The organism is Tropicimonas sp. (assembly GCF_047971885.1).
GTDB lineage: Bacteria > Pseudomonadota > Alphaproteobacteria > Rhodobacterales > Rhodobacteraceae > Tropicimonas.
The window spans coordinates 46,643-72,939 of the sequence record NZ_JBKEAE010000062.1; the positions used below are offsets into that span (position 1 = coordinate 46,643).

25 protein-coding genes are annotated in these 26,297 nt (G+C 64.0%); 8 read left to right on the plus strand and 17 right to left on the minus strand.

Annotation, left to right across the window (positions count from 1 at the left end):
- Positions 1 to 170: 170 nt before the first annotated feature.
- The gene (locus ACK5IR_RS06120; RefSeq protein WP_416926949.1) at positions 171 to 1,148 is read left to right on the plus strand and encodes a sugar-binding transcriptional regulator; all 978 of its coding nucleotides are present in this window, start codon (positions 171 to 173) and stop codon (positions 1,146 to 1,148) included.
- A gap of 53 nt (positions 1,149 to 1,201) precedes the next feature.
- On the opposite strand, the gene ACK5IR_RS06125 is transcribed toward ACK5IR_RS06120, so the two are convergent.
- Complete coding sequence (locus ACK5IR_RS06125; RefSeq protein WP_416926951.1) at positions 1,202 to 3,514, minus strand: Tex family protein; 2,313 nt, start codon at positions 3,512 to 3,514, stop codon at positions 1,202 to 1,204.
- 74 nt (positions 3,515 to 3,588) lie between these two features.
- The gene (locus tag ACK5IR_RS06130) at positions 3,589 to 6,609 is read right to left on the minus strand and encodes a glycoside hydrolase family 2 TIM barrel-domain containing protein (RefSeq protein ID WP_416926953.1); all 3,021 of its coding nucleotides are present in this window, start codon (positions 6,607 to 6,609) and stop codon (positions 3,589 to 3,591) included.
- Between the two features lie 251 nt (positions 6,610 to 6,860).
- Here ACK5IR_RS06130 and ACK5IR_RS06135 point away from each other — a divergent pair, with 251 nt between their 5' ends.
- The 4 genes from ACK5IR_RS06135 to ACK5IR_RS06150 all read left to right on the plus strand — a co-directional run bounded on the left by ACK5IR_RS06135 (position 6,861) and on the right by ACK5IR_RS06150 (position 10,343).
- A complete protein-coding gene (locus tag ACK5IR_RS06135; protein ID WP_416926955.1) occupies positions 6,861 to 7,799 on the plus strand; it encodes a DnaJ C-terminal domain-containing protein in 939 nt (312 codons plus the stop codon).
- Positions 7,796 to 8,128, plus strand: coding sequence for a MerR family transcriptional regulator (locus ACK5IR_RS06140; protein ID WP_416926957.1), 333 nt, complete (start codon positions 7,796 to 7,798; stop codon positions 8,126 to 8,128). The genes ACK5IR_RS06135 and ACK5IR_RS06140 overlap by 4 nt, the downstream gene beginning before the upstream one ends.
- Positions 8,129 to 8,466: 338 nt before the next feature.
- The gene (locus ACK5IR_RS06145; RefSeq protein ID WP_416926959.1) at positions 8,467 to 9,546 is read left to right on the plus strand and encodes a GSCFA domain-containing protein; all 1,080 of its coding nucleotides are present in this window, start codon (positions 8,467 to 8,469) and stop codon (positions 9,544 to 9,546) included.
- Complete coding sequence (locus ACK5IR_RS06150; protein WP_416926961.1) at positions 9,543 to 10,343, plus strand: hypothetical protein; 801 nt, start codon at positions 9,543 to 9,545, stop codon at positions 10,341 to 10,343. The genes ACK5IR_RS06145 and ACK5IR_RS06150 overlap by 4 nt, the downstream gene beginning before the upstream one ends.
- Positions 10,344 to 10,369: 26 nt before the next feature.
- Here ACK5IR_RS06150 and ACK5IR_RS06155 read toward each other — a convergent pair whose 3' ends face one another.
- The 6 genes from ACK5IR_RS06155 to ACK5IR_RS06180 form a co-directional block, all read right to left on the minus strand.
- Positions 10,370 to 10,591: a formate dehydrogenase subunit delta gene (locus tag ACK5IR_RS06155; protein ID WP_416926963.1), complete on the minus strand. Its 222-nt coding sequence runs from the start codon at positions 10,589 to 10,591 to the stop codon at positions 10,370 to 10,372.
- A 7-nt stretch (positions 10,592 to 10,598) separates the two neighbouring features.
- Entirely contained in the window at positions 10,599 to 11,375 is a 777-nt protein-coding gene (fdhD, locus tag ACK5IR_RS06160; protein WP_416926965.1) for a formate dehydrogenase accessory sulfurtransferase FdhD, read from the minus strand.
- 1 nt (position 11,376) lies between these two features.
- Positions 11,377 to 14,259 carry a formate dehydrogenase subunit alpha gene (gene fdhF / locus ACK5IR_RS06165; RefSeq protein ID WP_416926966.1) on the minus strand — a complete coding sequence of 961 codons (2,883 nt, stop codon included), beginning with the start codon at positions 14,257 to 14,259 and terminating at the stop codon, positions 11,377 to 11,379.
- Entirely contained in the window at positions 14,256 to 15,788 is a 1,533-nt protein-coding gene (locus ACK5IR_RS06170; RefSeq protein ID WP_416926968.1) for a formate dehydrogenase beta subunit, read from the minus strand. Before ACK5IR_RS06170 ends, fdhF begins: the two co-directional genes overlap by 4 nt.
- Positions 15,785 to 16,264 (minus strand): formate dehydrogenase subunit gamma, encoded by a 480-nt coding sequence (locus ACK5IR_RS06175; protein ID WP_416926970.1) that lies wholly within the window; start codon positions 16,262 to 16,264, stop codon positions 15,785 to 15,787. Before ACK5IR_RS06175 ends, ACK5IR_RS06170 begins: the two co-directional genes overlap by 4 nt.
- Before the next feature lie 84 nt (positions 16,265 to 16,348).
- Positions 16,349 to 17,242 carry a LysR family transcriptional regulator gene (locus ACK5IR_RS06180; protein ID WP_416926972.1) on the minus strand — a complete coding sequence of 298 codons (894 nt, stop codon included), beginning with the start codon at positions 17,240 to 17,242 and terminating at the stop codon, positions 16,349 to 16,351.
- Positions 17,243 to 17,523: 281 nt separating this feature from the next.
- Here ACK5IR_RS06180 and ACK5IR_RS06185 point away from each other — a divergent pair, with 281 nt between their 5' ends.
- Together ACK5IR_RS06185 and ACK5IR_RS06190 are read left to right on the plus strand one after the other, a co-directional pair.
- Positions 17,524 to 17,973, plus strand: a complete 450-nt coding sequence (locus tag ACK5IR_RS06185; protein ID WP_416926974.1) for an RrF2 family transcriptional regulator — start codon at positions 17,524 to 17,526, stop codon at positions 17,971 to 17,973.
- Positions 17,974 to 18,036: 63 nt separating this feature from the next.
- Entirely contained in the window at positions 18,037 to 18,780 is a 744-nt protein-coding gene (locus ACK5IR_RS06190) for a YbaY family lipoprotein (protein ID WP_416926976.1), read from the plus strand.
- Here the strand turns inward: ACK5IR_RS06190 and ACK5IR_RS06195 are convergent.
- The 9 genes from ACK5IR_RS06195 to ACK5IR_RS06235 form a co-directional block, all read right to left on the minus strand.
- Positions 18,771 to 18,965 (minus strand): hypothetical protein, encoded by a 195-nt coding sequence (locus tag ACK5IR_RS06195; RefSeq protein ID WP_416926978.1) that lies wholly within the window; start codon positions 18,963 to 18,965, stop codon positions 18,771 to 18,773. The genes ACK5IR_RS06190 and ACK5IR_RS06195 overlap by 10 nt on opposite strands.
- Complete coding sequence (locus ACK5IR_RS06200; protein ID WP_416926980.1) at positions 18,962 to 19,630, minus strand: HAD-IA family hydrolase; 669 nt, start codon at positions 19,628 to 19,630, stop codon at positions 18,962 to 18,964. The genes ACK5IR_RS06195 and ACK5IR_RS06200 overlap by 4 nt, the downstream gene beginning before the upstream one ends.
- Positions 19,627 to 20,184 carry a thioredoxin family protein gene (locus ACK5IR_RS06205; protein WP_416926982.1) on the minus strand — a complete coding sequence of 186 codons (558 nt, stop codon included), beginning with the start codon at positions 20,182 to 20,184 and terminating at the stop codon, positions 19,627 to 19,629. Before ACK5IR_RS06205 ends, ACK5IR_RS06200 begins: the two co-directional genes overlap by 4 nt.
- Positions 20,185 to 20,293: 109 nt before the next feature.
- Positions 20,294 to 20,629, minus strand: a complete 336-nt coding sequence (locus tag ACK5IR_RS06210) for a hypothetical protein (protein WP_416926984.1) — start codon at positions 20,627 to 20,629, stop codon at positions 20,294 to 20,296.
- A gap of 157 nt (positions 20,630 to 20,786) precedes the next feature.
- Positions 20,787 to 21,788 carry a type I glyceraldehyde-3-phosphate dehydrogenase gene (gene gap, locus ACK5IR_RS06215; protein WP_416926986.1) on the minus strand — a complete coding sequence of 334 codons (1,002 nt, stop codon included), beginning with the start codon at positions 21,786 to 21,788 and terminating at the stop codon, positions 20,787 to 20,789.
- Positions 21,789 to 22,385: 597 nt separating this feature from the next.
- Positions 22,386 to 23,306 (minus strand): ubiquinone anaerobic biosynthesis protein UbiV, encoded by a 921-nt coding sequence (gene ubiV / locus ACK5IR_RS06220; RefSeq protein WP_416926988.1) that lies wholly within the window; start codon positions 23,304 to 23,306, stop codon positions 22,386 to 22,388.
- Between the two features lie 4 nt (positions 23,307 to 23,310).
- On the minus strand, positions 23,311 to 24,309 hold the full coding sequence (gene ubiU / locus ACK5IR_RS06225) for a ubiquinone anaerobic biosynthesis protein UbiU (RefSeq protein ID WP_416926990.1): 999 nt from the start codon (positions 24,307 to 24,309) through the stop codon (positions 23,311 to 23,313).
- A gap of 13 nt (positions 24,310 to 24,322) precedes the next feature.
- Positions 24,323 to 24,850 (minus strand): ubiquinone anaerobic biosynthesis accessory factor UbiT, encoded by a 528-nt coding sequence (gene ubiT / locus ACK5IR_RS06230; RefSeq protein ID WP_416926992.1) that lies wholly within the window; start codon positions 24,848 to 24,850, stop codon positions 24,323 to 24,325.
- 194 nt (positions 24,851 to 25,044) lie between these two features.
- Positions 25,045 to 25,395 (minus strand): hypothetical protein, encoded by a 351-nt coding sequence (locus ACK5IR_RS06235; protein ID WP_416926994.1) that lies wholly within the window; start codon positions 25,393 to 25,395, stop codon positions 25,045 to 25,047.
- A gap of 318 nt (positions 25,396 to 25,713) precedes the next feature.
- Here ACK5IR_RS06235 and ACK5IR_RS06240 point away from each other — a divergent pair.
- On the plus strand, positions 25,714 to 26,297 hold a 584-nt coding region (locus tag ACK5IR_RS06240; protein ID WP_416926996.1), incomplete at its 3' end, for a 50S ribosomal protein L25/general stress protein Ctc.

The window sequence follows — 26,297 nt, forward strand, 5'->3', positions numbered from 1 at the left end:
ATCGTGCCACCGCGGAACCGCCGACATCGTGCCACAGCGTGTGGCCGCGCATCCTGTCTGCGCCGCAATCGCCCTGCTTCAGATGGACAGCTTTACGGCGCCGGGCAAATCGCCTTATCTGGGTGTGGTATTACAGGTTCGTGAATTCCCTGAAGCTACGTGGACAGAATGTGAAACACTCCAACCAATCCCGGATGACGGCCGGATATTCCCCGGCGTCGGAAGAAGAACACCTGAAGGCCCGGATCGCCTGGTTCTATTTCGTCGGCGGCATGACACAACAGCAGATCGCCGATCAGATGGGTGTGACCAGATTGCGCGTCAATCGCACAATAGGGCAGGTTCGGGCCGAGGGATCGGTCTATATCGACCTGCGGCTGCCGCTGGCCGATTGCGTCATGCTGGAGGAGGAGATCAGGAAGCGCTACGATCTGGAGCAGGTGCTGGTGGTTCCGACGATGGACGGCTACGGCAAGATGCAGCGCACGATCGGCGAGGCGGCAGGCCAGATGCTTCAGGCCCACCTGCCGCGCCATCGCGGGCTTGGCGTGGGATGGGGACAGACGCTCAGCCATTCGGTGCGCCGTATCTGCGGGCAGAAGGGCAATCTCGATCACGTCGTCGGGCTGATGGGGGCAATTCCGCACGGCTCGGGCAGCAACACGATCGAGGTGGCGACCGCGATGGCGCGCAGGCTCGATGTGGAATGCTACTACCTTACCGCGCCGATCTTCTGTCGTTCTGCCGAAATCCGCGAGGCGCTGCTGGGAGACGAGGATCTGGCCGATGCCATGACAAAGGCGGACGCGGCCGAGGTTGCCCTCGTCACCTGCGGAGATCTGTCGCATCACTCGTCGGTCATGTCGCTGACCATGGTGCGCAAGGCGCTGCCCGAGCTTGAGGAACTGGAAACGGTGGGCGATATCCTCGGCTGTTTTCTCAGTGCGGACGGCGAGATTATCGACCATCCGCTGAACCGGTCGATCATCGCGCTTTCGCCCGAACTGTTGCGAAACAAGCCGGTGTCGATACTTGCATCCGGCGGGCGGAACAAGCTGCCGATCACCCGCGCCATCCTGCGTGGCGGCTATGTGAACCGGCTCGTCACCGACGAGAGCGTCGCCCGGGCACTGATCTACGAAACCTGACGCGGCCGCACAGGGCGCCGGTCAGTGCGGTGCGGCACCGGGCAGCGCACCCTTCAGTTCCGCTTCATCGCATCCAGCAGGGCGGCGCCAAAAGAGCCGGTGTCGACGGCCGGCGCACCGCCCTTTTGCCCACTCTTCGCAGTACCGCCCCGGCCGGCGCGCCCCTTGTGCGGCGGTGCGGCCGTGGCGGGTTTCTCCGGTCTGTCGGGCGAGGTCTTCATCGACAGGCCGATACGCTTGCGCGGCACGTCGATCTCTACCACCCGGACCCTGACCACATCGCCCGCCTTCACCACATCGTGCGGGTCCTTCACGAACCGGTCGGCCAGTTGCGAGATATGGACCAGCCCGTCCTGATGCACACCGACATCGACAAAGGCACCGAAAGCCGCGACATTGGTCACGGTCCCCTCCAGCAGCATTCCCGGCCGCAGGTCGGTGATCTCCTCCACCCCGTCGGCGAAACTGGCGGTGACGAATTCGGGGCGCGGATCGCGGCCGGGCTTGGCAAGTTCGGACAGGATGTCGCGCACGGTGGGCAGGCCGAATGTGGGGTCGACGAAATCCTCGGCCCGCAGCCCGGTCAGCCGCGCCTCGTCGCCCATCAGGGCGCGCAGGTCGCGCCCGCAGGCGGCGACGATCCGGCGGGCGACCTCGTAGGCCTCGGGATGGACCGCCGAGGCATCGAGCGGTTCGTCCCCTCCGTTGATGCGCAGAAAGCCGGCGCATTGCTCGAAGGCGCGCGGGCCAAGCCGCGCCACCTTGAGAAGCTGCCTGCGGCTGGCGAACGGGCCATTCCGGTCGCGATGTGCAACGATGGAATCGGCCAGCGACGGGCCGAGGCCGGACACCCGCGCCAGCAGCGGCGCCGAGGCCATGTTGAGATCGACGCCAACCGCGTTCACCGCATCCTCGACCACCGCATCGAGCGCCCGGACCAGCCGGAACTGGTCGACATCGTGCTGGTACTGGCCGACGCCGATGGCCTTGGGCTCGATCTTGACCAGTTCGGCCAGCGGATCCTGAAGCCGGCGCGCAATGGAAACCGCGCCGCGCAGCGATACGTCGAGGCCGGGAAACTCCCGCGCCGCCAGTTCCGACGCCGAATAGACCGAGGCGCCGGCCTCGGACACCACCACCTTCCGGGGTTTGGGCGCGGGCAGATCGCCGATCAGTTCGGCCACCATGCGCTCGGTCTCGCGGCTGGCGGTGCCGTTGCCGATGGCGATCAGTTCCACCCCGTGCCGACGTATCAGCGCAGCGAGCGCCACCTGCGCACCGCGCAGGTCGTTTCTCGGCTGGAAGGGATAGACCGTGGCGGTATCCAGCAGCCTGCCCGTCGCATCGACCACCGCAACCTTGACCCCGGTCCTGATGCCGGGATCGAGCCCCATCGTCACCCGGTTGCCTGCCGGGGCGGCCAGCAGCAGATCCTTCAGGTTGCGGGCAAAGACGCGGATCGCCTCTTCCTGCGCCCGCTCGCGCAGATCGCCCTGAAGGTCGAGCAGCATGGTCAGGCTCAGCTTCACCCGCCACGCCCAGCCTGCCACGGATCGCAGCCACGAATCGCCCGGCCCGTCGCCGCGGGTGTCGAGCGCGGCGCAGATCATCGCCTCGACCGCCGGCAGGTCTGCATCCGCGTCGGGCTGGATGTCCAGCCGCAGGATACCCTCGTTGCTGCCGCGGAACATCGCCAGCGCGCGGTGGCCGGGCACATCGGCCCAGCGTTCGCGATGGTCGAAATAATCGGCAAACTTGGCTCCCCTGACCTCCTCGCCTTCGTTGACGCGGGCCGACATGAAGGCGCGTTCGCGCATGAACCCGCGCAGCCGCCCGACCAGATCGGCATTTTCGGAAAGCTGCTCGACCACGATATCGCGCGCGCCGTTCAGTGCCTCTTTCGTGTCGGCGACCTCCCGGGTCAGAAAGCGCTCGGCCAGCTTTTCGGGCGGCGTGGCGCGGTCGGCCAGGATGGCATCGACCAGCCCGCCCAGCCCCCGTTCGCGGGCGATCATCGCGCGTGTGCGCCGCCTGGGTTTGTAGGGCAGGTACAGATCCTCGAGCACGGCCTTGGTTTCGGCCCCCAGCAGGCGCGCTTCCAGATCGCCGGTCAGCTTGCCCTGCTCGCGGATCGACTCGACGATCACCTTCCGCCGTGCCTCCATCTCGGTCAGATAGGCGAAACGTTCGTCAAGATCGCGAAGCTGACCATCGTCGAGCCCGCCCGTCGCCTCTTTCCGGTAGCGCGCGATGAAGGGAACGGTGGCCCCCTCGTCCAGCAACCTGACGGCGGCGGCAACCTGTTCGGGCCGGGCACTGATTTCTGTCGCGATGGTACGAACGATACGGTCTGGATCGGCTGTCATGGAACCCCGTCGAACTGTTGGAGGCCCGGTCTACAATCACCGCCAATGGCGGCCAAGCAAAATCGGCGACGGCCTCAGACTCCGACGGGCGCAAGCGCGACGCGCAGATCGAGCGGCTGGTCGGCCGGGATCAGGAATTGCGCATGCACCGGCGCGCCCCAGCTGTCGTCCCCGCCGACCCCCAATTGCCGCGCTGCAAGGGTCACGACGGTACGGCAGACCGGCGGCAGTTCCTCAGGGTGGAGGGCACTTTCCAGTTCGAAGGCGTTCCACGGCAGAACACCCAGTTCGAACGGTGCGGCCTCGGCAGCAAAACGCAGGCCACGCCCGCCCGCATCCGTTACCGCGGCCCAGCGGACCCCCGTCCGGTTGCCGCATTCCTGCGGCACCGGATAAGGCGACAGGTTTCCCGCCACGGTGCCGTCATAAACTCCCAGTCGTGCGCCACGGCAGCGGTCGGAGTAGTTTTCATCGGGTCCGAGCCCGTAATAGCGGAAGCGGTCGAATTCGGGCGGCAGGGTGAATTGCAGGCCGAAGACCGGCAGATCCGGCAGCCCCGCCGCGCCGGGATAGGAGGCCGCGACATGGATCAGGCCGTCGCGGCCCACGCGGTAGGAAACGGCAGGCTGTACCCCGATGCCCGGAAGCGCGAAGCGATAGAGAATCGCGGGTTCGTCCGCATCCGCATCGACCTCGACCTTTGCGATCTTCTGATAGCGCGTTGCCGTCGCCCACAGGCCGTGATCGAATCCATGGTGGCGCCCGCGGTCGTTGTCGGTCATCGCCCGCCAGAAAGTCAGGCGCGGCGGGCGGCGGATGAACTCGGTTCCCCCGGCCACAACCGAACCGAGCCCGCCGAAGACCCGGGCGAACATCGCGCGATAGCCCGGCGCCTCGACCCCGAGGTTGAGATCGCCCCGGATCACATGCAGATTGACCGGTGGGATGGCGGCCGTATCGCCCGCGACCGTCCAGACGTTCTCGCCAAAGGCAACCTCGTGCCCGGCGTCGGCCCAGAGGGTCGGCGCCGCCAGCCGCAGCGAACATTGCAGCGCGTATTCGCCCGGCACATCGCATTCGGGCAGATCGAGCGGAACGCGCCGTGCCCCGCCCGGCGGCACGTCGGCCATCGTCTCGGCGGCGAACACCTCGGCGCCGTCACGCAGCAGGCTGTAGCGCAGCACATACCCCGCTGTCGAAACGAAGAGATTGCGGTTGCGCAACACGACATCGCCCGTGCCGGGGCGCAGATCGACCGTCTGATACAGCGCCCTGACCTCCTGCACCTTGGGCGTCGCCTCGCGAAAGGCGGTCACGATCCCGTCGGCGCAGAACTCGTAATCGCTGGGCCGGTCGTCGAAATCGCCGCCATAGGCCAGATGGCGCCGGCCGTCTTCCCCGCCGGTCGCGATCGCCTGATCGATATAGTCCCAGATGAAGCCGCCCTGATACATCTCGTACCTTTCGGCAAGATCGGTGTAGAGGCACATGCCGCCACAGGAATTGCCCATCGCATGCGTGTATTCGCACAGAATGAAGGGCTTTTTCGGATCGTCCTCCAGATAGGCCGCAACCTCCTGCGGTCTGGCGTACATCCGGCTTTCCATGTCCGATGTGTCGTCATGGCGCCGGTCGCGGAATACCCCCTCGTAATGGACCAGCCGCGAAGGGTCGCGGGTGCGGAAATACTCCGACATCTCGAAGATGTTCCTGCCACCGTAGCTTTCGTTACCGCAGGACCAGATCAGGATCGACGGATGGTTCTTGTCGCGCTCGAGCATGGATTTCGCCCGGTCGATCACGCAATCGCGCCATTCCGGGTGCCCGTCGGGCACCACCCAGTCCGGCCTGACCGCGCCGCCCTTCTGCCACGAGCCGTGCGATTCGAGGTTTGCCTCATCGATCACGTAAAGCCCGTATTCGTCGCACAGCCGGTAGAAGACGCTCTGGTTCGGATAGTGGCAGGTGCGCACGGCGTTGATGTTGTTCCGCTTGAAAAACAGCACATCCCACAGCATCTGTTCATGGGTAACGGCCCGCCCGCGACGGGCATCGAAATCGTGGCGGTTGATGCCGTTGAAGACGATGCGCTTGCCGTTGATCTTCATCACCTTGCCGTCCATCGCGAAACGGCGGAAGCCGACCTTTTCGGCAATAGCCTCCACCTCGCAGCCGTCCGCATCCCTCAGCACGATCAGCAGGTTGTAAAGGTTCGGCGCCTCGGCGCTCCACAGCGCCGGCGCGGCGACCGGCAGGTGCAGGTCGAGCGTGTCCGCCGCGCTGGCGCTGGTCCGGGCGACGATCCCGCCACCCGGCCCCGCGAGCGATACATCGACCGAGCCGCCACCCGCCGGCAGGCACAGTTTCATCCGCAGGCGCAGAACGGCCGCCGCAAAATCGTCTTCGAGATCGGTGGTTACGAACAGATCGGACAGATGCAGCGCCGGTTGCACCTCCAGCCAGACATCGCGGAAAATGCCGGTCAGCCGCCAGAAATCCTGATCCTCGATCCAGCTTGCCGAAGATCTCTGGAAGACCTGAACCGCCAGACGGTTGGTGCCCAGCGCTATCGTACCGGTCACATCGAAGCGCGCGGGGGTGAAGCTGTCTTCGCTGTAGCCCACGAAAACCCCGTTGAGCCAGACGAGAAAGGCCGTCTCGACCCCGTCGAACGTCAGCACCACACGCCCGCCCCCGGGCGCCCCGGAAAAATCGAACCCGCGCAGGTAGGAACCGACAAGGTTGTTTTCCGGCACCTGCGGCGGACGAAGCTCCTCCACCCCGTCCCATGGATATTGCGTGTTGACATACTGGTTGGTGCCGAACCCCTGCAACTGCATGTGACCGGGCACTTCGATCTGATCCCAGCCCGAGGCGTCGAACCCGGCGGCATGAAAGCCCTCGGGCCGGGCGGCAACCCGGGCGGCGAGCGAGAAGCGCCACATTCCGTTCAGCGACTGGCGAAACGCGCTCGGCCCGCCGGCAAGCGCCGCCGTCGCATCGGCATGGATGACATGATCCGAACAGGCCTCCATCCGGTTCACCGCGAAAACACGCGGATCGCCCAGCCAGCCGATATCGGGTTGTTCGGTCATGGTGATACCCCCCACAGGAACGGCGGGGCCGGGTGCTGCGCGCCGGTCCGGCCCCTCGCGCCGACCATACGAAACGGAATGGCGGGGTACAGGGCAAATCCGAACCGGACCCGCGACGGGAAAGCCGGCGGCGGCGCAGACCGCAAAGCTCCTTCGGTGTGGCAAAAGACCCCGTACCGGACGGGGCGCTTGCCTTTGCAATCCGCATGCCAATACCCAGATAGCAACCGAAGACTTGCAAGGAGCATGACATGAGTCGCGATCCCTATGACGCGCTCGGTGTATCCAGGACCGCGACGGACGACGAAATCCGCAAGGCCTATCGCAAGATCGCCAAGACCAGCCACCCCGACCTCAACCCGGGGGACACGTCGGCCGAAGCGCGCTTCAAGGAAGCCGCCGCCGCCTATGACCTGCTCAGGGACCCTGAGACCAGGGCACGCTATGACAAGGGCGAGATCGACGCGACCGGAGCGGAGCGGCCGGAAAGACGCTTCTATCGCGAATACACCGAGCAGCCCGGCAACACCTATTATTCCTCGCGCGGGTTCGAGGATTTCGGTGACGCCAACGATATTTTTGCCGAAATCCTGCGCCAGCGCGGAACGCGCGGCGACAGCCGTCAGTGGGCTGGCGGCTTTGGCGGCGAGATCCGGCAGAAGGGTCAGGATGCGCGCTATACGCTGGATGTGAGCTTTCTCGATGCCACCCGTGGCAGCAAGCAGCGCATCACGCTTCCTGGCGGCGACGCGCTCGAAGTCACCATTCCCGAAGGGGCAAAGGACGGTCAGACGATCCGCCTGCGCGGCAAGGGCGGCGAAGGGATCGGTGGTGGCGCGCGCGGCGACGCGCTGATCACGCTGAATGTCCGCCCCGACAGGATATTCCGCCGCGACGGCGACGATATCGTGATGACGCTGCCGGTCACGCCCTACGAGGCGGTGCTGGGCGCCCGCATCCCGGCGCCCACCATCGACGGCATGGTCGCGCTCAAGGTTCCGCCGGGATCGTCGGGCGGCAAGGTGCTGCGCCTGCGCGGCCGCGGCGCCAGAGGCAGGAACGGCAAGGGGGATGCGCTGTTCGAACTGCGCATCGCCCTGCCCGACAAGATCGACGAGACGCTGAAGAAGGACATGGAGGCGTGGCGCGACGCCCACCCATACGATCCGCGGAAGGGGGTGACGGAATGAGCCTGTTCTACTCGGAAAAGGAAACCGTCGAGACCGTCGGCGGCCTGACGAAACGGCGCCTGACGAGCTATGTGAGCGCCGACCTCGTGCGCCCGGCCCATTCCGACGCTGGCCCGCGCTACACCGGTATGGACCTTGCCCGGCTCGAACTGATCTGCGAGTTGAGCGACACGTTCGGAATGCAGGACGAGGCGCTGGAACTGGTCATGTCGCTGCTCGACCAGCTTCACGGCATGCGGGCCGAAATGCGCGCACTGGCCAGCGCGCTCGACCGCGAACCCGACGAGGTGCGCGCGCGCATCACCGAAGCGGTGAAGGCGGTCGGCTAAGCGAATACCAATCCGTCCTGCGGAACAGATCATCGCCGGCCGCAAAATAGTTCTGTCCAACAGCAGGAGGTTAGGGCATAGATATGGGCGACCCATACCTTGAACGTGCCGTCCGGAGCATAAGGGCGCCTGAATGAAGTAAAGACTTGGAAACAAGAGTAATTCGTTGGCGCCAACATGATCCAATGGAAATTTTTTTGCACCCTGCGTTCACAATGTGCTTTCGGGCAAAAGCGCTAGAATAGGATCCGTTGATGTATTAACCATGATCCTGGGTAGGTTTCGAAAGGATGACATACGCGACGCGCCAGCTTGTTATGAAGCAAAACGGGGTTGACATGGATACCGAACGCGTACTTTCTCCCTACTCAAATCTACCTTCAAGAGCATTTTGGAGAAGCGCGGTTTCTGAAAGATCTCCCTTAGATCCGGGAGATATCTATCACCCTCGCTTCCCTATTAGCAAAAATATGAAAATTGCAACAGCGGGAAGCTGCTTCGCTCAGCATGTCGGCCGGGCACTAAAAGGAGCAAATTTCGAGATAATCGATACCGAAAGAATGCCAAATTTTGTTCCCGACAAGATAGCAAACCGCTTCGGTTATCGACTTTACTCTGCAAGATACGGAAATATATATACATCAAGACAGCTGCTTCAGCTTTGGCTAGAATCCAATGGGAAACTGTCGCCATCGTTACCCGTATGGGAAAGGAATGGGCATTACTTCGATGCGCAGCGGCCAGGGGTTGAGCCGGACGGCCTTCCGTCACGCGAGCTGGTAATGGAACACCGCAAGTGTCACTTAAAAAATGTGATAGACGCCTTCCGTCAGGCGGACCTGTTTATATTTACATTCGGATTAACAGAGTGCTGGCTACATAGAGAAACCAGAACGGTTTATCCCACCGCGCCAGGCACAATAGCCGGATGTTATGATCCAAGGATATTCGAATTTGAAAACCTTGATGTCCTTCAGGTCGTAGAGGATTTTGAGCGTTTTCGGAGCGAACTTCAGTCCGTGAACCCGGAGGTTCGGTTCCTGATTACCGTTTCCCCCGTCCCGCTCACAGCAACTGCTTCTGATCAACATGTCGAACTCGCAACCTGTTATTCCAAGTCCGTTCTTCGCGCGGCCTGTGGAATGCTGACCAAGAGATATGACGACATTGACTATTTTCCATCTTTCGAGGTCATTACTTCTCTGAATTCTCGGGGTGTTTATTATGAAAACAACCAGCGAAGCGTATCACCGGCCGGCGTCAGCGCGGCCATGACGTTGTTTATGACTTCTCACGGGGTAATGCCCCCGGAGGGTCAGGAGCATTCCGAAAGGTGCAGTTCACGAAGAGCCACGAATGTAGGGACTGACAGAAACCTTGTGTGCGAGGAAGCGCTTCTGGAGGCGTTTGAGAAATGACCGAAATTCTGGTTATTGGAAATTCTCATGTTGCCTCAATGAAGACCGGGTGGGATCTCATTAAGCTCGAATATCCGAGTGTCAGGATGGAGTTTTTTGCAGCCCCGGTTCCGCATTTTGGAAAATTGCAGCTCACTAATGATGGGCACTTCGGTGTCGCTGACGACGACGCGGAAGTAGACGAAGATCTTGCAAAAGTGATGCTCCGGCTGAATAAAAGAACCCGAATTAGCCTTGAGAGTTTCAGCATGGTTTATTGGGCAGGGTATCCTTGGGGGTTGGGGCGCATTATAAGCTCATTGCATGCACTTAATCAGCCGGCAATTGATAAAATTGACGATAGACCTGCTCAAAATCGATTTTCTCTATCAGCCTTTCAGGAGATATGCAGAAGCGCCGCACTACAGAATAAACCATCCAAAATTTGGGGGGAGACTCTCAGCGGAAGGTTAACGCTAATTCCCATGGCGTTGCCGAGCGAAGCCATGATTGGCAACACTGCCCCCAAGGGAATGATGCCTTGGAAGGGCTATGCGGAACGCGGTGCGCCGATCTCGAGGATATTCTGTTACTATGAATCCATATTTAGAGATATGACAAGTGAACACGGAATAAACCTTTCGTCTCGTCCCGATGAGGCAATTGGAGTTTCCGGTCTCACGAAGGCACTATACTCGCAAGGCTCTATTCGGTTGTGGAATGGAGAGCCTCATCAAGAGAACGACTATTCCCACATGAATGGCAAATATGGCGCTTTGGTGTTACGCGATCTCCTTGACGCATCGCGAGGGATGTGACGCAGCCGGCGTCGTTGAGCACATCCTCATTCAGGCGCCGGCCGGCGGATTTCCGGCGCGGCCATAGTCACGAGGTCCGAAAGATCCGCGCCGCCGGCGGCGACGATTTCCAGCAGTTGCCGGCGCATGCGCGGCTCCCAGAAATCGTTGATATGGGTGGCGACAGCGTGAACCGCCTCCGCTTCGGGGCGGTTGGCGAAGAAGGTGGCGATCTGGTTGGACATGTAGGTCAGCTTTTCGGGGCTCATCGCATCCTCAGGTGACAAGGCGAAAGGGATGGGCCAGCACGCGGGGGCGCCCGCCCTTGAGATTGGAAACCAGCGTCAGGCCGGCGGTGCGGGCCATCTCGACGGCCAGCGCCGTCGGGGCAGAGATGGCAATGATCGCCTCGGCGCCAAGCGCGGCGGATTTCTGAACCATGTCGACCGACACGCGCGAGGTCAGCACCACGGCGGCACCGGCGCCGGATTCCCCCGCGCGCAGGGTTCCGCCGATCAGCTTGTCGAGCGCATTGTGCCGACCCACATCCTCGCGCAGGCGCACCAGCCCCGAGCCCGGCCGCCACAGACCGGCGGCATGGACCGCGCCGGTCGCATCGTGCAGCGCCTGCCCGCGTTGCAGCGCCCCTGCGGCATCCGCCAGATCGGCGCGGTTCAGACGCAGCGCGGCGGTGGGCACCTGCGCCGGCGGGCGCAGCGCCTGTTCGATGGACTCGATCCCACAGAGCCCGCAGCCCACCGGGCCGGCCGCGGCGCGGCGGCGGGCCGCAAGGCGTGCCTCCTGCGCGGCCGGCAGCCAGATGCGCAACTCTATCCCCCGGCCATGTCGGGCGATCTCGACCTCGCCGATCTGGCTGATGTCATCCACGATGCCCTCGGCAACCGAGAAACCGCAGGCAAAATCCTCCAGATCGGCGGGGGTGGCCATCATCACCGCCTGCGTCGCGCCGTTATAGACCAGCGCAACCGGAACCTCTTCGGCAAGGTCGCGGCCGATCGTCAGCCCCCCGTCGATCACAGCCTGCCGTCCCATGTCACTCCGCAGCCACAACCCGGCGGGATTTCGCGACCTGGGCCGTATAGTCGCGCTGCCACTCCGACGGCCCGTTCGAAAGCCCGACCTGCACCGCCGTCACCTTGTATTCCGGACAATTGGTTGCCCAGTCCGAATATTCGGTGGTGATGACGTTGGCCTGCGTATCGGGGTGGTGGAAGGTGGTATAGACCACCCCCGGTGCCACGCGTTCGGTGATCCGGGCGCGCAGCGTCGTTTCGCCGGCGCGGCTGGAAAGGCGCACCCAGGCGCCATCGGCAACGCCGCGCTGCTCGGCATCGTGGGGATGGATCTCCAGCATGTCCTCCTCGTGCCAGACCACGTTTTCGGTGCGCCGCGTCTGAGCGCCGACATTGTACTGGCTGAGAATGCGCCCCGTGGTCAGCAAAAGCGGGAACCGCGGCCCGGTACGCTCGTCGGTGGCCACGTATTCGGTCAGCACGAACAGCCCCTTGCCGCGCACGAAACCGTCCACATGCATGATGGGCGAGCCGTCTGGCGCCGCATCGTTGCAGGGCCACTGGACCGAACCGCGCCGCTCCAGCATCGCGTAGGACACATTGGCGAAGCCCGGTGTCGTCAGGGCGATTTCGTCCATCACCTGCCCGGGGTGGGTATAGGACCATTCCGCACCCATCGCCTGCGCCAGACGCTGCGTGACCTCCCAGTCGGCCAGTCCGTTCTTCGGCGCCATCACCCGGCGTACACGGTTGATGCGCCGCTCGGCATTGGTGAAGGTTCCGTCCTTTTCGAGAAAGGTCGAACCGGGCAGGAATACATGGGCGAACGCCGCCGTCTCGTTTAGGAAAAGATCGTGAACGATAACGCATTCCATCGCCGCCAGCCCCGCCGCGACATGCCTGGTATTGGGGTCGGATTGCAGGATATCCTCGCCCTGCACGTAAAGCCCCCGGAATGAACCGTCGAGCGCGGCGTCGAGCATGTTGGGGATGCGCAGGCCCGGCTCGTCCTGAATCTCCGTATCCCATACCTTTTCGAAGATCGCGCGCGTCGCCGCGTCGTGAACGTGGCGGTAGCCGGGCAGTTCGTGCGGGAAGCTGCCCATGTCGCACGAGCCCTGAACGTTGTTCTGTCCGCGCAGCGGGTTCACCCCCACGCCAGCGCGGCCGATATTTCCCGTCGCCATGGCGAGGTTGGCGATCGCCATCACGGTGGTCGAACCCTGGCTGTGCTCGGTCACCCCCAGCCCGTAGTAGATCGCACCGTTGCCGCCGGTGGCGAATGTCCGGGCGGCGCCGCGCATCACCTCTGCCGGTACGCCGGTAAGCTGAGCGACCGCCTCGGGGCTGTGCCGGTCCTGCGCGACAAATTCCGCCCATTCGGCAAAGGCGTCCAGATCGCAACGCGCGCGCACGAAAGCGTCGTCAACCAGAGCCTCGGTCACGATCACATGGGCAAGCGCGGTCAGGACGGCAACGTTGGTCCCCGGTTTCAGCGCCAGGTGATGGGCGGCCTCGATATGGGGCGAGCGCACCAGATCGATCTTGCGCGGGTCGATGACGATCAGCTTCGCCCCCTGCCGCAGCCGCTTCTTGAGCCGCGAGCCAAAGACCGGATGGGCGTCGGTCGGGTTGGCCCCCATGACGATGACCACATCCGATTGTTCGACCGAATCGAAGTTCTGCGTTCCGGCAGAAGTGCCGAAGGCGGTCTTGAGCCCGTAGCCGGTGGGCGAATGGCAGACGCGGGCGCAGGTATCGACGTTGTTGTTGCCGAAAACCTGGCGAATCAGCTTCTGGACGAGATAGGTCTCCTCGTTGGTGCAACGCGACGAGGTGATGCCGCCGATGGCCCCCACGCCATGCGCGGACTGGATCGCCCGCAGCCTGCCGGCCGCGAAGCCCAGCGCCTCGTCCCACGTAACCTCGCGCCACGGATCCTCGATGCTGTCGCGGATCATCGGGTTGAGGATGCGATCGCGGTGGTTGGCATAGCCCCAGGCGAAACGGCCCTTGACGCAGGAATGGCCACGGTTCGCCTCGCCGTTCCTGAACGGCACCATGCGGACCAGTTCGTCGCCCTGCAATTCCGCCTTGAAGGTGCAGCCCACCCCGCAATAGCCGCAGGTCGTCACCACCGAACGGGTTGGTGTGCCAAGCTCATGAACCGATTTTTCGCGCAGGGTGGCGGTCGGGCAGGCCTGCACGCAGGCGCCGCAACTCACGCAATCCGACGACAGGAAGTCATCGACGGGCGTACCCGCCGCGACGCGGCTGTCGAAGCCGCGCCCCTCGATGGTAAGCGCGAAAGTCCCCTGAATATCGTCACAGGCGCGTACGCAGCGCGAGCAGACGATGCACTTGGCCGGATCGTAGGTGAAATAGGGGTTCGAGACATCGGCGGGCAGGTATCGCGCATTCGCCTCGCCGTTCTGACGCGGCCGGAAGTGGTTTTCGCCCTCGAAACCGTAGCGCACGTCGCGCAGGCCGACGGCGCCGGCCATATCCTGAAGCTCGCAGTCGCCGTTGGCAGCGCAGGTCAGACAGTCGAGCGGATGATCGGAGATATAGAGCTCCATCACCCCCTTGCGCAGCTTCCGCAGCCGTTCGGTCTGCGTATGAACCACCATGTGCTGTGCAACCGGCGTGGTGCAGGAAGCGGGTGTTCCCTTGCGCCCCTCGATCTCGACCAGGCAAAGCCGGCACGAACCGAAGGCGTCCAGACTGTCGGTGGCGCAAAGCCGGGGGATATCGAGCCCCGCCTCGGCCGCCGCACGCATCACCGAGGTTCCGGCCGGCACCGTCACCTCGAAGCCGTCGATGGTCAGCGTGACCGGCCTGCCCTGTTTCGCCGGCGTTCCCAGATCGCGGTCGTCGGTCCAGGGGATGATCAGATCCTTCATTCTGCCGCCTCCTTGCGGATCGCGAAATCGTCCGGATAGTGGTTGAACGCCGACAGGACCGGGAATGGCGTGAAGCCGCCGAGCGCACAAAGCGAACCGTCCCGCATCGTCTGACAAAGATCGGTCAGGATTTCCACGGCTTCGCCGTCGCCCTGCCCGATCCGGTCGATGGTTTCGACGCCGCGAACAGACCCGATCCGGCACGGGGTACACTTGCCGCAGCTTTCGATGGCGCAGAATTCCATCGCGAAGCGCGCCATTTGCAGCATGTCGACCGTATCGTCGAACACGACCACGCCGGCATGGCCGATCAGCCCGCCCTGCCCGTCGAATTCCTCGTAGCCGAAGGGCGTGTCAAACAGCGCCGGCGGGAAATAGGCGCCAAGCGGCCCGCCCACCTGCACCGCCTTGACCGGACGCCCCGAGGCGGTGCCGCCGCCTATCTTCCCGACCAGATCGCCGAGCGTCATGCCGAAGGCGGTTTCGAACAGGCCGCCATGTTTCACGTTGCCGGCGATCTGGATCGGGATTGTACCACGGGAGCGGCCAAGACCGAACTCCGAATAATGCCGGTGCCCCTTTTCGAAGATCACCGGAATCGTGGCAAGCGAGATCACGTTGTTGACCACGGTCGGGCTGTCCATGAATCCGTGCAGCGCCGGCAGCGGCGGCTTGGCGCGCACGACGGCGCGTTTGCCCTCCATCGAGTTCAGCAACGAGGTCTCCTCGCCGCAGATATAGGCGCCGGCCCCGACACGTACCTCGATGTCGAACGCCTTGTCCGAACCCAGCACCGACACGCCCAGCATTCCGGCCGCGCGCGCGATACCGATCGCTTCGGTCATGGTTGCGACAGCCTGCGGATATTCGGAGCGGATATAGACATATCCCTTCTCCGCCCCGGTTCCGAGGCCGGCGACGGTCATGCCCTCGATCAGGCTGAACGGATCGCCCTCCATGATCATCCGGTCGGCGAAGGTGCCGCTGTCGCCCTCGTCGGCGTTGCAGACGATGTATTTGCGTGCCGCACGGGCGAGCCGTACCGTGTCCCATTTCACGCCGGTCGGAAAACCCGCGCCGCCGCGCCCGCGCAGGCCTGAAAGCTTGACCTCGTCGACGATATCCACCGGCTTCATCGCCAGTGCGCGGCGCAGGCCGGTCATTCCGCCATGCGCCTCGTAATCGGCCGGCGACAACGGGTCGATCACGCCGCATCGGGCAAAGGTCAGGCGGGTCTGATCGCGCAGGAACGGTATCTGTTCGACCGGCCCCACGGCAAGCGGATGGTCGCCGAAGCCGCAGTCGAACAGCGCCGACACATCCTGCGGACCGACATTGCGAAACCCGCTGCGTACCCCGTCGCGTTCGATCTCGACCAGCGGCTCCAGCCAGAACATGCCGCGCGTGCCGGTGCGGACGATCTCGACCGGCTCACCCCGGCGCTCCGCCTCGGCGGCAATGGCGCGCACTGTCGCTTCGGCCCCCACGGCAAGAGCCGCGGCATCGCGCGGAACGTATATCCGCTTCATTCGTTCCCCTCCGCGATGGCACGGCTCAGAAGGTCGGCATCGACACGGCCCAGAACGGCACCGTCCAGCATCGCCGCCGGCGCACAGGCGCAAAGCCCGAGACAGAACACCGGTTCGAGCGTAACGGCCCCGTCCCCGGCCGTCTCGCCCCAGCCGATACCGAGCCGCCGCTGCATCTCATCTGCCAGCGCGTCAGCCCCCATCGCCTTGCAGGCTTCGGCACGGCACAGCCTGACCACCCTGCGCCCGGCAGGGCGGGTGCGAAACTCGTGGTAAAAGGACATGACACCGTGGATTTCGGCGGCGGTGCGGTTCAGCACCTCGGCGATCGCCGGCAGCGCCTCGTGCGGAACATGGCCGAAGCGCTCCTGCACCTCGTGCAGGATCGGCAGCAGCGGACCCTCCAGCGGCCCGAGCCGGATCGCGATATCGCGAACCTGATCGACTATTTCCCCCTCGCACGTGTCCGGCGCCATCGTGTCCTCCCGTAACCTGTCACCAACAGACCTGCGGAAATCGCGAGGCAAGATCAATATCGATATTTCGTTGTTCGATAGAAATTATCTATCGATCTGGCGGCCCATCGCCTCGGCGGCCGCGATGAACGCGCCCAGCACGGGTGTGTGTGGCTCGCGCGGCTCCGCGATCAGCCCTACCGGGTGCCCGTCGCCGGGGCTGTCGATGGGTATTGCCGCAAAGCGGCGCTCATCGTCGAAAAGCACGGCCGTGGCGCGCGGCAGGACTGTCTCCCACCCGCCGGCGCGCACGTGCGCCACAAGCGCGATCCCCGAATTCGAGGCGAGGCGAGGCGAGGCGCGCGCACCGGCCTCGGCAAGATGACCGTTGATGATACGCCGGTTCTGCATGTCTTCGGTCAGCAGGCAGAGCGGCCGGGTGGCGACCTCGGCCCAGGTCACGACCGGGCGATCTGCCAGATGCGAACCGGCAGGAACGATCAGGAAGTAACGCTCACGATAAAGTGCAACCGACATCAGGCGACCGGGCGGCTCACCGTGGAGATAGGTGATGCCTGCGTCCGCCTCCAGCCCCTCGACCATGGCGCGCACCGCCGTCGAGGTGCGCGAATGCACGGTAACCGCAAGGTTGGGATGACTGGCCAGCAACGGACGGGTCAATGCCTCGACCATGGCAAGCGCGGTCGGGATCACGGCAAGCCTGAGATTGCCCGAAAGCCCCGCGTGCGCCATGCGCAGTTCGGCCCGCATCGTGCGTGCGTCACCGGCGATACGATGCGCCCATTCCAGCGCCCGCACCCCTTCCGGCGTCAGCCCCTGATAGCGTGACCCCCGGCGCACCAGCTGAACGCCCAGTTGATCCTCAAGCTGCTTGATCGCCGCCGAAAGCGTCGGTTGCGTGACCCCGCAGGCGAGCGCGGCACGCCCGAAATGCTGCTCGTTGGCGAGCGCGATGAACATCTCAAGCTTGTCTATCATCCAGTCACATTAAAGCAATTGTCCGCCCGCCACAGCCCGCTTCCCGCACTTCTTCCGGCCCCTGCGACAGCGCCCAACGCAGGCCGGGAACGCCACATCATCACAATCCGGCATGATGCGCGCGCCGTTCCGGCAAATGCCGAATACTGCGGCACTATTGGCCACTTGCTACAAATTGGCGCATCGCCGATACATTTGAACTAGGATGCGAACGACAAGTATGATCTGATTCCCCATGTTAGCAGCATGTTGACCTGCATCAGGTCCACAATTGAAAGGCCATGTCCGATATGCGTTTGACGATCAGGACGAATCTCGCGATGCGGGCACTGATGTTCTGTGCCATCAACGCGAACAGGACCGTCCGCAAGGCCGAAATCGCACGGGCGTGCAATTCGTCGGAAAACCATCTGGGCGTCGTGATCAACATGCTGGGCCAGACCGGCTTCATCGAGACGACGCGTGGCCGCAACGGCGGCATCAGGCTCAAGGTCGCACCGGAATCGCTTTCGGTCGGGCATGTGTTTCGCGCCTTCGAGGCCAACGTGCCGTTTGCCGAATGCTTCTCGGGGTCCGACAATCGCTGCCCGCTCACCGCTAGCTGCCGCCTGAGAGGAGAGCTTTCGCGGGCGCTTGAGGCATTCTACAATTCGCTCGACAAGGTGACGCTGGCCGATCTGGTCGACGGCAACACGGGATTGTACAATCTGCTTGAGATCGAACCTGTCTGATCCGGGGATGCGGGTTGCCCGGTTGCGGTGTTTTTCCCGCGGTCCGTAGTGCAGGAGCCGCCCATGCGCCCGTACACACTCTGCATTCTCATCCTGGCCGTGACTTCCCGGATTGCCGGTGCCGACACCGTCACCGGAACCGTGACCTATCTCGAACGCACGATGCCGCCTCCCGGCGCGACGGTCGAGATCATCCTGTCCGACATTTCGCTTGCCGACGCGCCGGCCCGGACAATCGCCGGTCAGACGCTCCCGGCCGCCGGGGCACCGCCCTATGCCTTCGCGATCGAATACGATCCCGCCACAATCGACCAGCGCCATACCTATGGCCTGCGCGCCACCATGCGTGCCGGCGGCAGGATAACAATGACAACCGATACCGCCTACCCGGTGCTGACGCGCGGCGCGGGCAATATGGAGGATCTGATCCTGAAACAGGTCTCGGTTCCCGCGCCCGATGCCGATCTGGTCAACACCTACTGGAAGGTCCGCTCGCTCGGCGCGCTTCGCCTGTCGCCGCCAGCCAACGGGCGCGAGGCTCATCTGATCCTGCGCGGCGACGGAAGCTACAACGCGACGGCCGGCTGCAACATGGTCCGGGGTACCTATTCACTCGACAACGCCAGCCTCCGCTTCGAAGCGGGGGCGGCAACGCGCAAGGCCTGCATTCCGCCGCTCGATCTGTACGAGGGCATGCTGCTCCGGACACTTGCCGATACGGCAGGTTTCCGGATCAGCGGCGAGACGCTCGAATTGCACGATGCGGCAGGTGCCGTTCTGGCAAGCTTCGCGGCGGTTTATTTCTGAGCTTCTGCGGGCGGGAAGCCGAAATCCGGCCAGTATACCGGTTCAAGCGACGGCAGAACCGCCAGCGCGCCGGCGAAGTCGCTGTCGCGCGGGCCAAAATCGGATGGCGTGATGACAACGGGAATGCCCGCCGCACGGGCAGCGGCGAAGCCGACGGGACTGTCTTCGAAGATCAGCGCCTTCATTCAGCGGCCGTGGCGCGCATCCGGGCTTCGTCGACTATCCCCGGCAGGCGGTCGAAATGGTCGAAGGCCCAGTCGTTGCGCATCCGCTCCACCGGGGTCTTGCGATAGCCTTCGGTGTACAATGCAAAGGGAATTTGCGCATTCTGCGCCGTCTCGGCGTCGATTTCACTGTCGCCCACATACAGCGTCGGGCCGCCACCCATGTCGTCGATCACCCGGAACAGCATGTCCGGCGCGGGCTTGCGGCTGTCGATCATGCCGCCGGCGATGAACCCGTCAAAGACCTGCGCCAGCCGCATGTGCCGCATGACGGAGCGGGCCGGCAGTTCCGGCTTGTTGGTACACAGGCCAAGCCTGTGCCCCTGTGTCTTCAGCAGCGCCAGCGCATCGACCACCCCGGGGTAGAATACCGCCTTGTCGACGGCGAATTCGTACTGGGCGACGAATTCGCCATAGATGCGTGCGTGGGTCTCGGGTGTCTCCTCGATTCCGCGCGCGGCCATCATGCGGCTGACCAGCACCTGCGCCCCCTCGCCGACGAAGGCGCGCACCTCGTCGAGGGTCAGGCCGGGCTTGCCCAGCCGGCCGAGAATGACATCGGAAACCGCCTGAATGTCGCGCGCGCTGTCGATCAGCGTTCCGTCGAGGTCGAAGACGATATTCATGCCTCTTTCCACTTGATCGAACAGCCCATCGAGGGGATCTGGTCCGCCGGTCCCCTGCCGGTTTCGGCCACCTGCGCCATCGCCTCGTAAAGGTCGCGCCGCAACCCGGCCGGACCGGCCTTGTCGCGCGAGGCGTCGAGCCGGCCGCGATACTGCAGTTCGAGATCGCCGTTGAAGCCGAAGAAATCCGGCGTGCAGGCGGCGCCATAGGCGCGGGCGACGGACTGATCTTCGTCGTGGAGATAGGGGAAGGGCAGGCCCCAGTCGGCGGCCTTGACGGCCATGTTCTCGAAACTGTCGGCCGGATAGGCGGCGACATCGTTCGACGAGATCGCCACCACGCCGATGCCCAGATTCCCAAGTTCGCGTGCATCGCGCACGATGCGGTCGATGACGGCCAGAACATAGGGGCAGTGATTGCAGATGAACACGACCAGCGTGCCTTTGGGGCCGGCGATATCGGCCAGCGAACGGGACCTGCCATCGGTGGCGGGCAGGGTGAAATCCACCGCCTTCCAGCCGAAGTCGCAAACCGGAGGGGTCGCAGCAGCCATCGTCGTCTCCTTGCAGGGAATATTCGGTTCGCCTGCGACCCTACCCAACTACAGGCGGGAAATCGAGCTTCGCGGGGCGAGGCAAACTGCCCGCGTTGGCGAAAACCCGTCAGGCGCTGTCGAGGCGCTTCCAGTGCAGCATTTCCGATTCGACGATCCGGCGCGCGAAAGGTGCCATGCCGGCCGGGCCCGACAGGCGATCCTTCAGGTGGATGCACAGGTCCGGCCGCCGCGCGGCGATCACGCCGACCAGTTCGCCACGGACATGATCGTCCAGCCCCGCCCCCATCACGACACTCCGGATGTTGGGCTCCAGTTCGAGTTGCTCGATCACCTCGTCACGGTTATGCGCGCCAAGCCACTGGATCGGCAGATCCTCCAGATCGCCGATCACGTTTGCCATTACGTCGGGCAACCGGCCGACAAGCAATACGACTGGCTTCATGTCCCTCCTCCTTGCCTGCGCTCCGCTCCGGCACAGTGCTTCCGGGCGAGCATACCACGCCAACGGGCGCCCGTCGCCGGGGCACGAAAAACCCCGGCGCCTGCCGGCACCGGGGCGGAATGCCGCGTCAGCCGGGCGGAGCCGGCCGCCGCCAATGTCAGATCAGCGAACCCATCTTGACGGCGGTATCGAGCATGCGGTTCGAGAAGCCCCACTCGTTGTCATACCAGGTGAGGATTGAGCACAGCGTGCCGTCCATGACCCGGGTCTGGTCGAGGTGGAAGATCGACGAATGCGGGTCGTGGTTGAAGTCCGACGAGACGTTCTTGTAGGCGGTGTAGCCCAGAATGCCGTTCATCGGGCCGTCGGCCGCGGCCTTGATCGCATCGTTGATCTCCTCGACCGAGGTCGCGCGCCTGGCGATGAACTTCAGGTCGACGACCGAGACGTTCGGGGTGGGAACGCGGATGGCGAAACCGTCGAGCTTGCCCTTCAGATCCGGCAGCACGAGGCCCACCGCCTTGGCGGCGCCAGTCGAGGTCGGGATCATGCTGAGCGCTGCGGCGCGGGCGCGGTAGAGATCCTTGTGCAGCGTGTCCAGCGTCGGCTGGTCGCCGGTATAGGAGTGGATCGTCGTCATCATGCCCTTTTCGATGCCGATGGTGTCGTTGATCACCTTGGCAACGGGAGAGAGGCAGTTGGTGGTGCAGGACGCGTTCGAAACCACCAGATCGGCGGCGGTCAGCACATCGTCGTTCACACCGTAGACGATGGTCTTGTCCGCACCCGAGGCCGGGGCGGAAACGAGCACGCGCCTGGAGCCGTTCTCAAGGTGCAGCGCCGCCTTGTCGCGCGCGGTGAAGATGCCGGTGCATTCCAGCGCGACATCGACATCTCCCCAGGGCAGTTCCCTAGGATCGCGGATCGCGGTAACCTTGATCGGGCCGCGGCCGACGTCGATCGAATCTTCCGTCGTGGTGACCGTACCGGGGAAGCGGCCATGGACCGAATCGAAGCGGATGAGGTGCGCGTTGGTCTCGACCGGGCCGAGATCGTTGATCGCAACAACTTCGATGTCGTCACGGCCAGACTCCACGAGGGCGCGGAGCACGTTCCGCCCGATGCGGCCGAAACCGTTGATGGCAACTTTCACTGTCATGGTCTTTTCCTCATTTCAGAGCAGGATCATCGCGGCTTTATCACGGGCCCGGCCCGTGAGCCGAAACGGGTAGTGTCCTAGGCGGGGCGGACAGTGCCCCTCGGCTTCGTGTCATACCCGGATCGCAGGTTTTGTCACCCACCAATTCCTGTCACCGCGTCGCACCCTTGCCGCCGCCACGCAGCCCGCGCACCCGATGCGGGCGGGGTTCGGAGCGCCTGGCCCCGTTGTCCGTGCCCGACGCCGCCGCGACCTTTGCAGGTGCAGAAAATCGCCTCGCCCGGGATTCACGAAACGATTTGGGAATTTCGGGGCGTCGCGCGGGAGCGGGCGAGTGGAAATGCCGCGCCGCAGCGTAATCGGCGAAATTTGGCAATGACCCGATAAAACCTCCGAAACACGCCGCAAACCGCAGTTACAGCGCTTTGGTATCTCACGTTAGCGTTATCGCGGCGGCAATCTGCCACGCCTCGCCAATCGGCGCCGACAGCCCGAATCCCTCTGGATGCAGCGGCATCATGCGCTGCCGTCATGACTGTCGTGCAAGCAGGGGATAGCGAGTCGCGCCCAAACCCGGCGATCAGGCTTGCCCCGTTGTCATGCCAGCGCGCGTTCGGCCCGCGCAATGCGCCGATAGCCCGCCTCGCCATGCCAGAAGCCGTTGGAAAATGCGATCCCCGGCGCGATCTGCTCAAGGCGGGCCTGCCCTTCGGCGGCGTCTATGCCGCCATCGAGATGCTGCCGGAACACACCGGCGACTGCGGCCATATCGACATCCTGCGGCATCAGCCGCAGATCGGTGATGCCGCAGCTCGCCATCCCGGCCACCTCGTCGAGCAGGCTCACATAGGTGTCGGACTGGGTCTGAATGCCATTGACGCGCAGGAACGACTGCCCGTCGCGCGTTTCCAGCGGCATGCCGTCGGGATGCTCCTCGCAGACGAACTGGCAGTTGTCCTTGGTCCGCTTGTAGGCCCGGGCGTGATAGCAGCGGGCCGAGGTGGCCAGCGACGCGCGGCCGAAGACCTGCACCTCGACCCCGACCGCAAGTTCGCGCGCCGCTGCGGCCAGCTTCACCGTGGCGGTTCCCGGCAGTTCGGTCGGCAGGCAGACATGGGTCGCACCCCGCCGGGCAAGCTCGCGCAGGGTCTGCTCGCCGTAGACGTTGAGGAACGGACCTACCCGATGCGGCCGGCCCGACCGGTGGAACAGACCGGCGGCATTGTTGATCTCGATCTCGTAGTCATCGAGTTCGGCCAGCGCCTTGCTGGCCTGTCGCTCGCGCGGAAGCATCACCTCGGCCAGACCCGACATCACCACCGTCTTGCCGGCGCCCGCAAGCCGCTCGGCCATCTCGGGCAGTTCGCTGTCGAAGAACGGCTGCCGCTTGGAGCAGATCACCTCGCCCAGGTAAACGGTATCGACCGGCGCCTCGTCGGCAATACGGGCGTAGAAATCGCGCTTGCGCTCTGCCGTCCAGTGATAGGCAATGGGGCCAAGGGTAAGTCTGACGCTCATGTTCTCACCGCCATTTCTTTGTCTGGAAGGCGCCCTCGGTCTGCTTCTGACCCTCGGTCAGCGCGACCAGTTCGGCCAGCTTGGGCTCGCGCCCGGCGCGGATGTCATCCACCGCCGCGCGGAAGGCGCTGACCACCTTGCGCACATAGGCCTTGGAGCGCTGCCTCCCCTCGATCTTGAAGGCGTTGACGCCCGCGTCGATCAGTTCCGGCAACAGCCGCGACAGGTTCAGGCTGATCGGTTCCTCGAAGGCATAATACCCCTCGGGGCGCACCTCGTTGCAGTAGCGCCCCTTGCAGATGGTCGGGTAGCCCGCGCTTTCGTCGGCGGCAAACCGGTCGATCGTGTAGGGTCCGAGCCGGGTCGAGAGGTTTCCGGCATCGTCCTTAACGTATTCGACCAGATGGGCCGGCGAACACACGCCATCCATGTTGGTTGAAAGCCCGGTCGCATAATTGGTCAGCGAACAGCGCCCCTCGACCATCAGTCCGTGGTTGCCGAAGATGAAGGTCTCGATCTCGCAGGGGATCTCGGACTTGAGCTTGCGGATCTCCGGAATCGTCAGGATTCGCGGCAGGACCACCCGCTTCACCCCGAATTCGCGCACGTAATAGCAGATCGCATCGGGGCTAGCGGCAGCCGCCTGCACCGACAGGTGCAGGCGCTTTTCGGGATGTTCGCGGGCGATATGGGCCGCCACGCCGATATCGGCGACGATGAAGGCATCCACGCCGAGCCGCGCGCCCAGATCGGCACCCTCGCGCCACAGATCGAACTCTCCGGCGCGCGGATAGGTGTTGAGCGCAAGCAGAACCTTGGCACCCCGCTCGTGGGCATAGCTCACGCCGCGCGCCATCTCGTCGGGGGTGAAGTTCAGCCCGGGAAAATTCCGCGCGTTGGTTGCGTTCTGATAGCCGCAGTAGACGGCATCGGCCCCGGCATCGACGGCTGTACGCAGCGATGCCGGCGTTCCGGCCGGACAAACGAGTTCGGCAAGCGACATGAGCAAGGATTCCTTATGCGTCGGACCGGCGCGCGATCCGTTCCTGTATCCGCGCCAGCGCGAATTTCCCGGGCGGGCCGAACATCGCGGCCACCTCCCCGGCGATCGATCCGTCGATATCGTCGAGCGCATTGCGCAGCGTGACGATCGCCTCGGTATCGCCCGAAATCACCAGATCGCGCGAAAAGAACACCGCGTCGCCGTCTTCGTCGGCGTCGATCAGGCTGAGCAGGGTAAGAAAGCTGCCGCTGATCCGCGCACCGTGCGCCGGCAGCGACCTGCGGTAAACGGCCCGCAGCACCAGACGCTTCGGGTCTGGCACCAGATGAAGCGCAAACGGCAGATCGACCGGATCGATCAGAAAGCTGGTGCGCCGATGCGGACCGAGCCGCTCGATGAGTTCCGGATGGGCCCGGGCGACATGCCGGACGATACGGTACAGCACCGGCTGAAGCGGCAGCAGCGGCACGGGCAGACGCGCCAGCATCCCGCCGCCGGAGGCGGAGCGCGCATCGTGTGATTCCAGTACAAGGTTGCTCATGGATCCGGGCTTTCTTGCCTCCGGGATGCAGACCAGAGAACGGGCGGAATGTCAACGCAACCGCCGGCCGCCGGGCAGAACACGAAGACGCCGCCATGCTCGCATGAACATGGCGGCGGAGCGGAGCCGATTCCGGCTTGCTGCATGTCCTGCCGCACCTCGCGTCCTCCCCTGCGGCAGGTTGCCCCGGCCTCTCAGCCGGTGCCTTTTCGTTCGGTCCACTCTTCGAGCGCAAACTGGCTCAACCGAGCCTGGCGCCCGACCTCTCCGAAATACTGTTCGACCGCCGTGGTGAAGAAGCGGTACTGGATCTCGCCCAGTTCCATCGCGCTCCGGCTCTGGGCGGCCTCGGTCTGGGTCTTGAGATTCTCGCGAATCCGCGTCGCGACGAAATCGGCGAACTCCGTGTTCATCCGCGTGACGGCGACCATGTAATCCGGTTGCGTCCAGCCGGTCATCGCGTTCGCCGTTTTCTGGAAATCGCCGATCGTCGCGAGCATCTGCTCCATCGCCACATCGGCGATATTTGTCATGGCATCGGTCATGGACGTTCCCCCCCCAACATCGCATAACTGAGGTCGACAAGAATGACCCTGCGGCAGCACCCTGTCCTTGATCAAGATCAAGGTGAAACCGGCCATATTATGCATTGGCGGTGAATCTTCGCTGAACACCGGTTGCGGATCCCGAACCGCCGATCCGCCGGTTCGCCAGGCGCCCGACCCGATATCGGGACGTCGCCGCGCCAGCGTGGGAACCGCCGATTTCCCTTTTCATCGGGCCGAATCCCCTCTATAGGGCCAGCTTCCGAACCCACCGGGCATACACCCTTGGAGGATGCCCACAAACTCAGGAGATTACCCATGGCTGGTGAGATTCCCGATCTTCACGCCACGGTACGCACGGGGACAGGCAAGGGGGCCGCCCGTCAAGCCCGCAGGGACGGGCTGGTACCCGGCATCATCTACGGCGGCGGCGAAGACCCCGTCGCGATCAATATCCCCTTCAACGTGCTGCTCACGCGCCTCAAGGCGGGCCGCTTCCTTTCCACCCTCTTCAACATGAAGGTCGAGGGCATGGACGACACCCGCGTGATCTGCCGCAGCGTGCAGCGCGACGTGGTCAAGGATCTGCCGACCCATCTCGACTTCATGCGCCTGCGCCGGACATCGAAGGTGGCGCTGTTCATTCCGGTCGAGTTCACCGACGAGAAAGACTGCCCCGGCCTCAGGCGCGGCGGCGTGCTGACCGTGGTGCGCCCGGAAATCGAACTGGTGGTGACCGCCGGCGAGATCCCTGAAAAGGTGGAAATCTCGCTTGCCGGCCTGGACATCAACGACCACGTGTCGATCTCGATGGTCAAACTGCCGGCGGGCACGAAACCCACAATCGACCGCGACTTCAACATCGCCTCGATCTCTGCCCCGACCGGCCTGACCGCTGACGG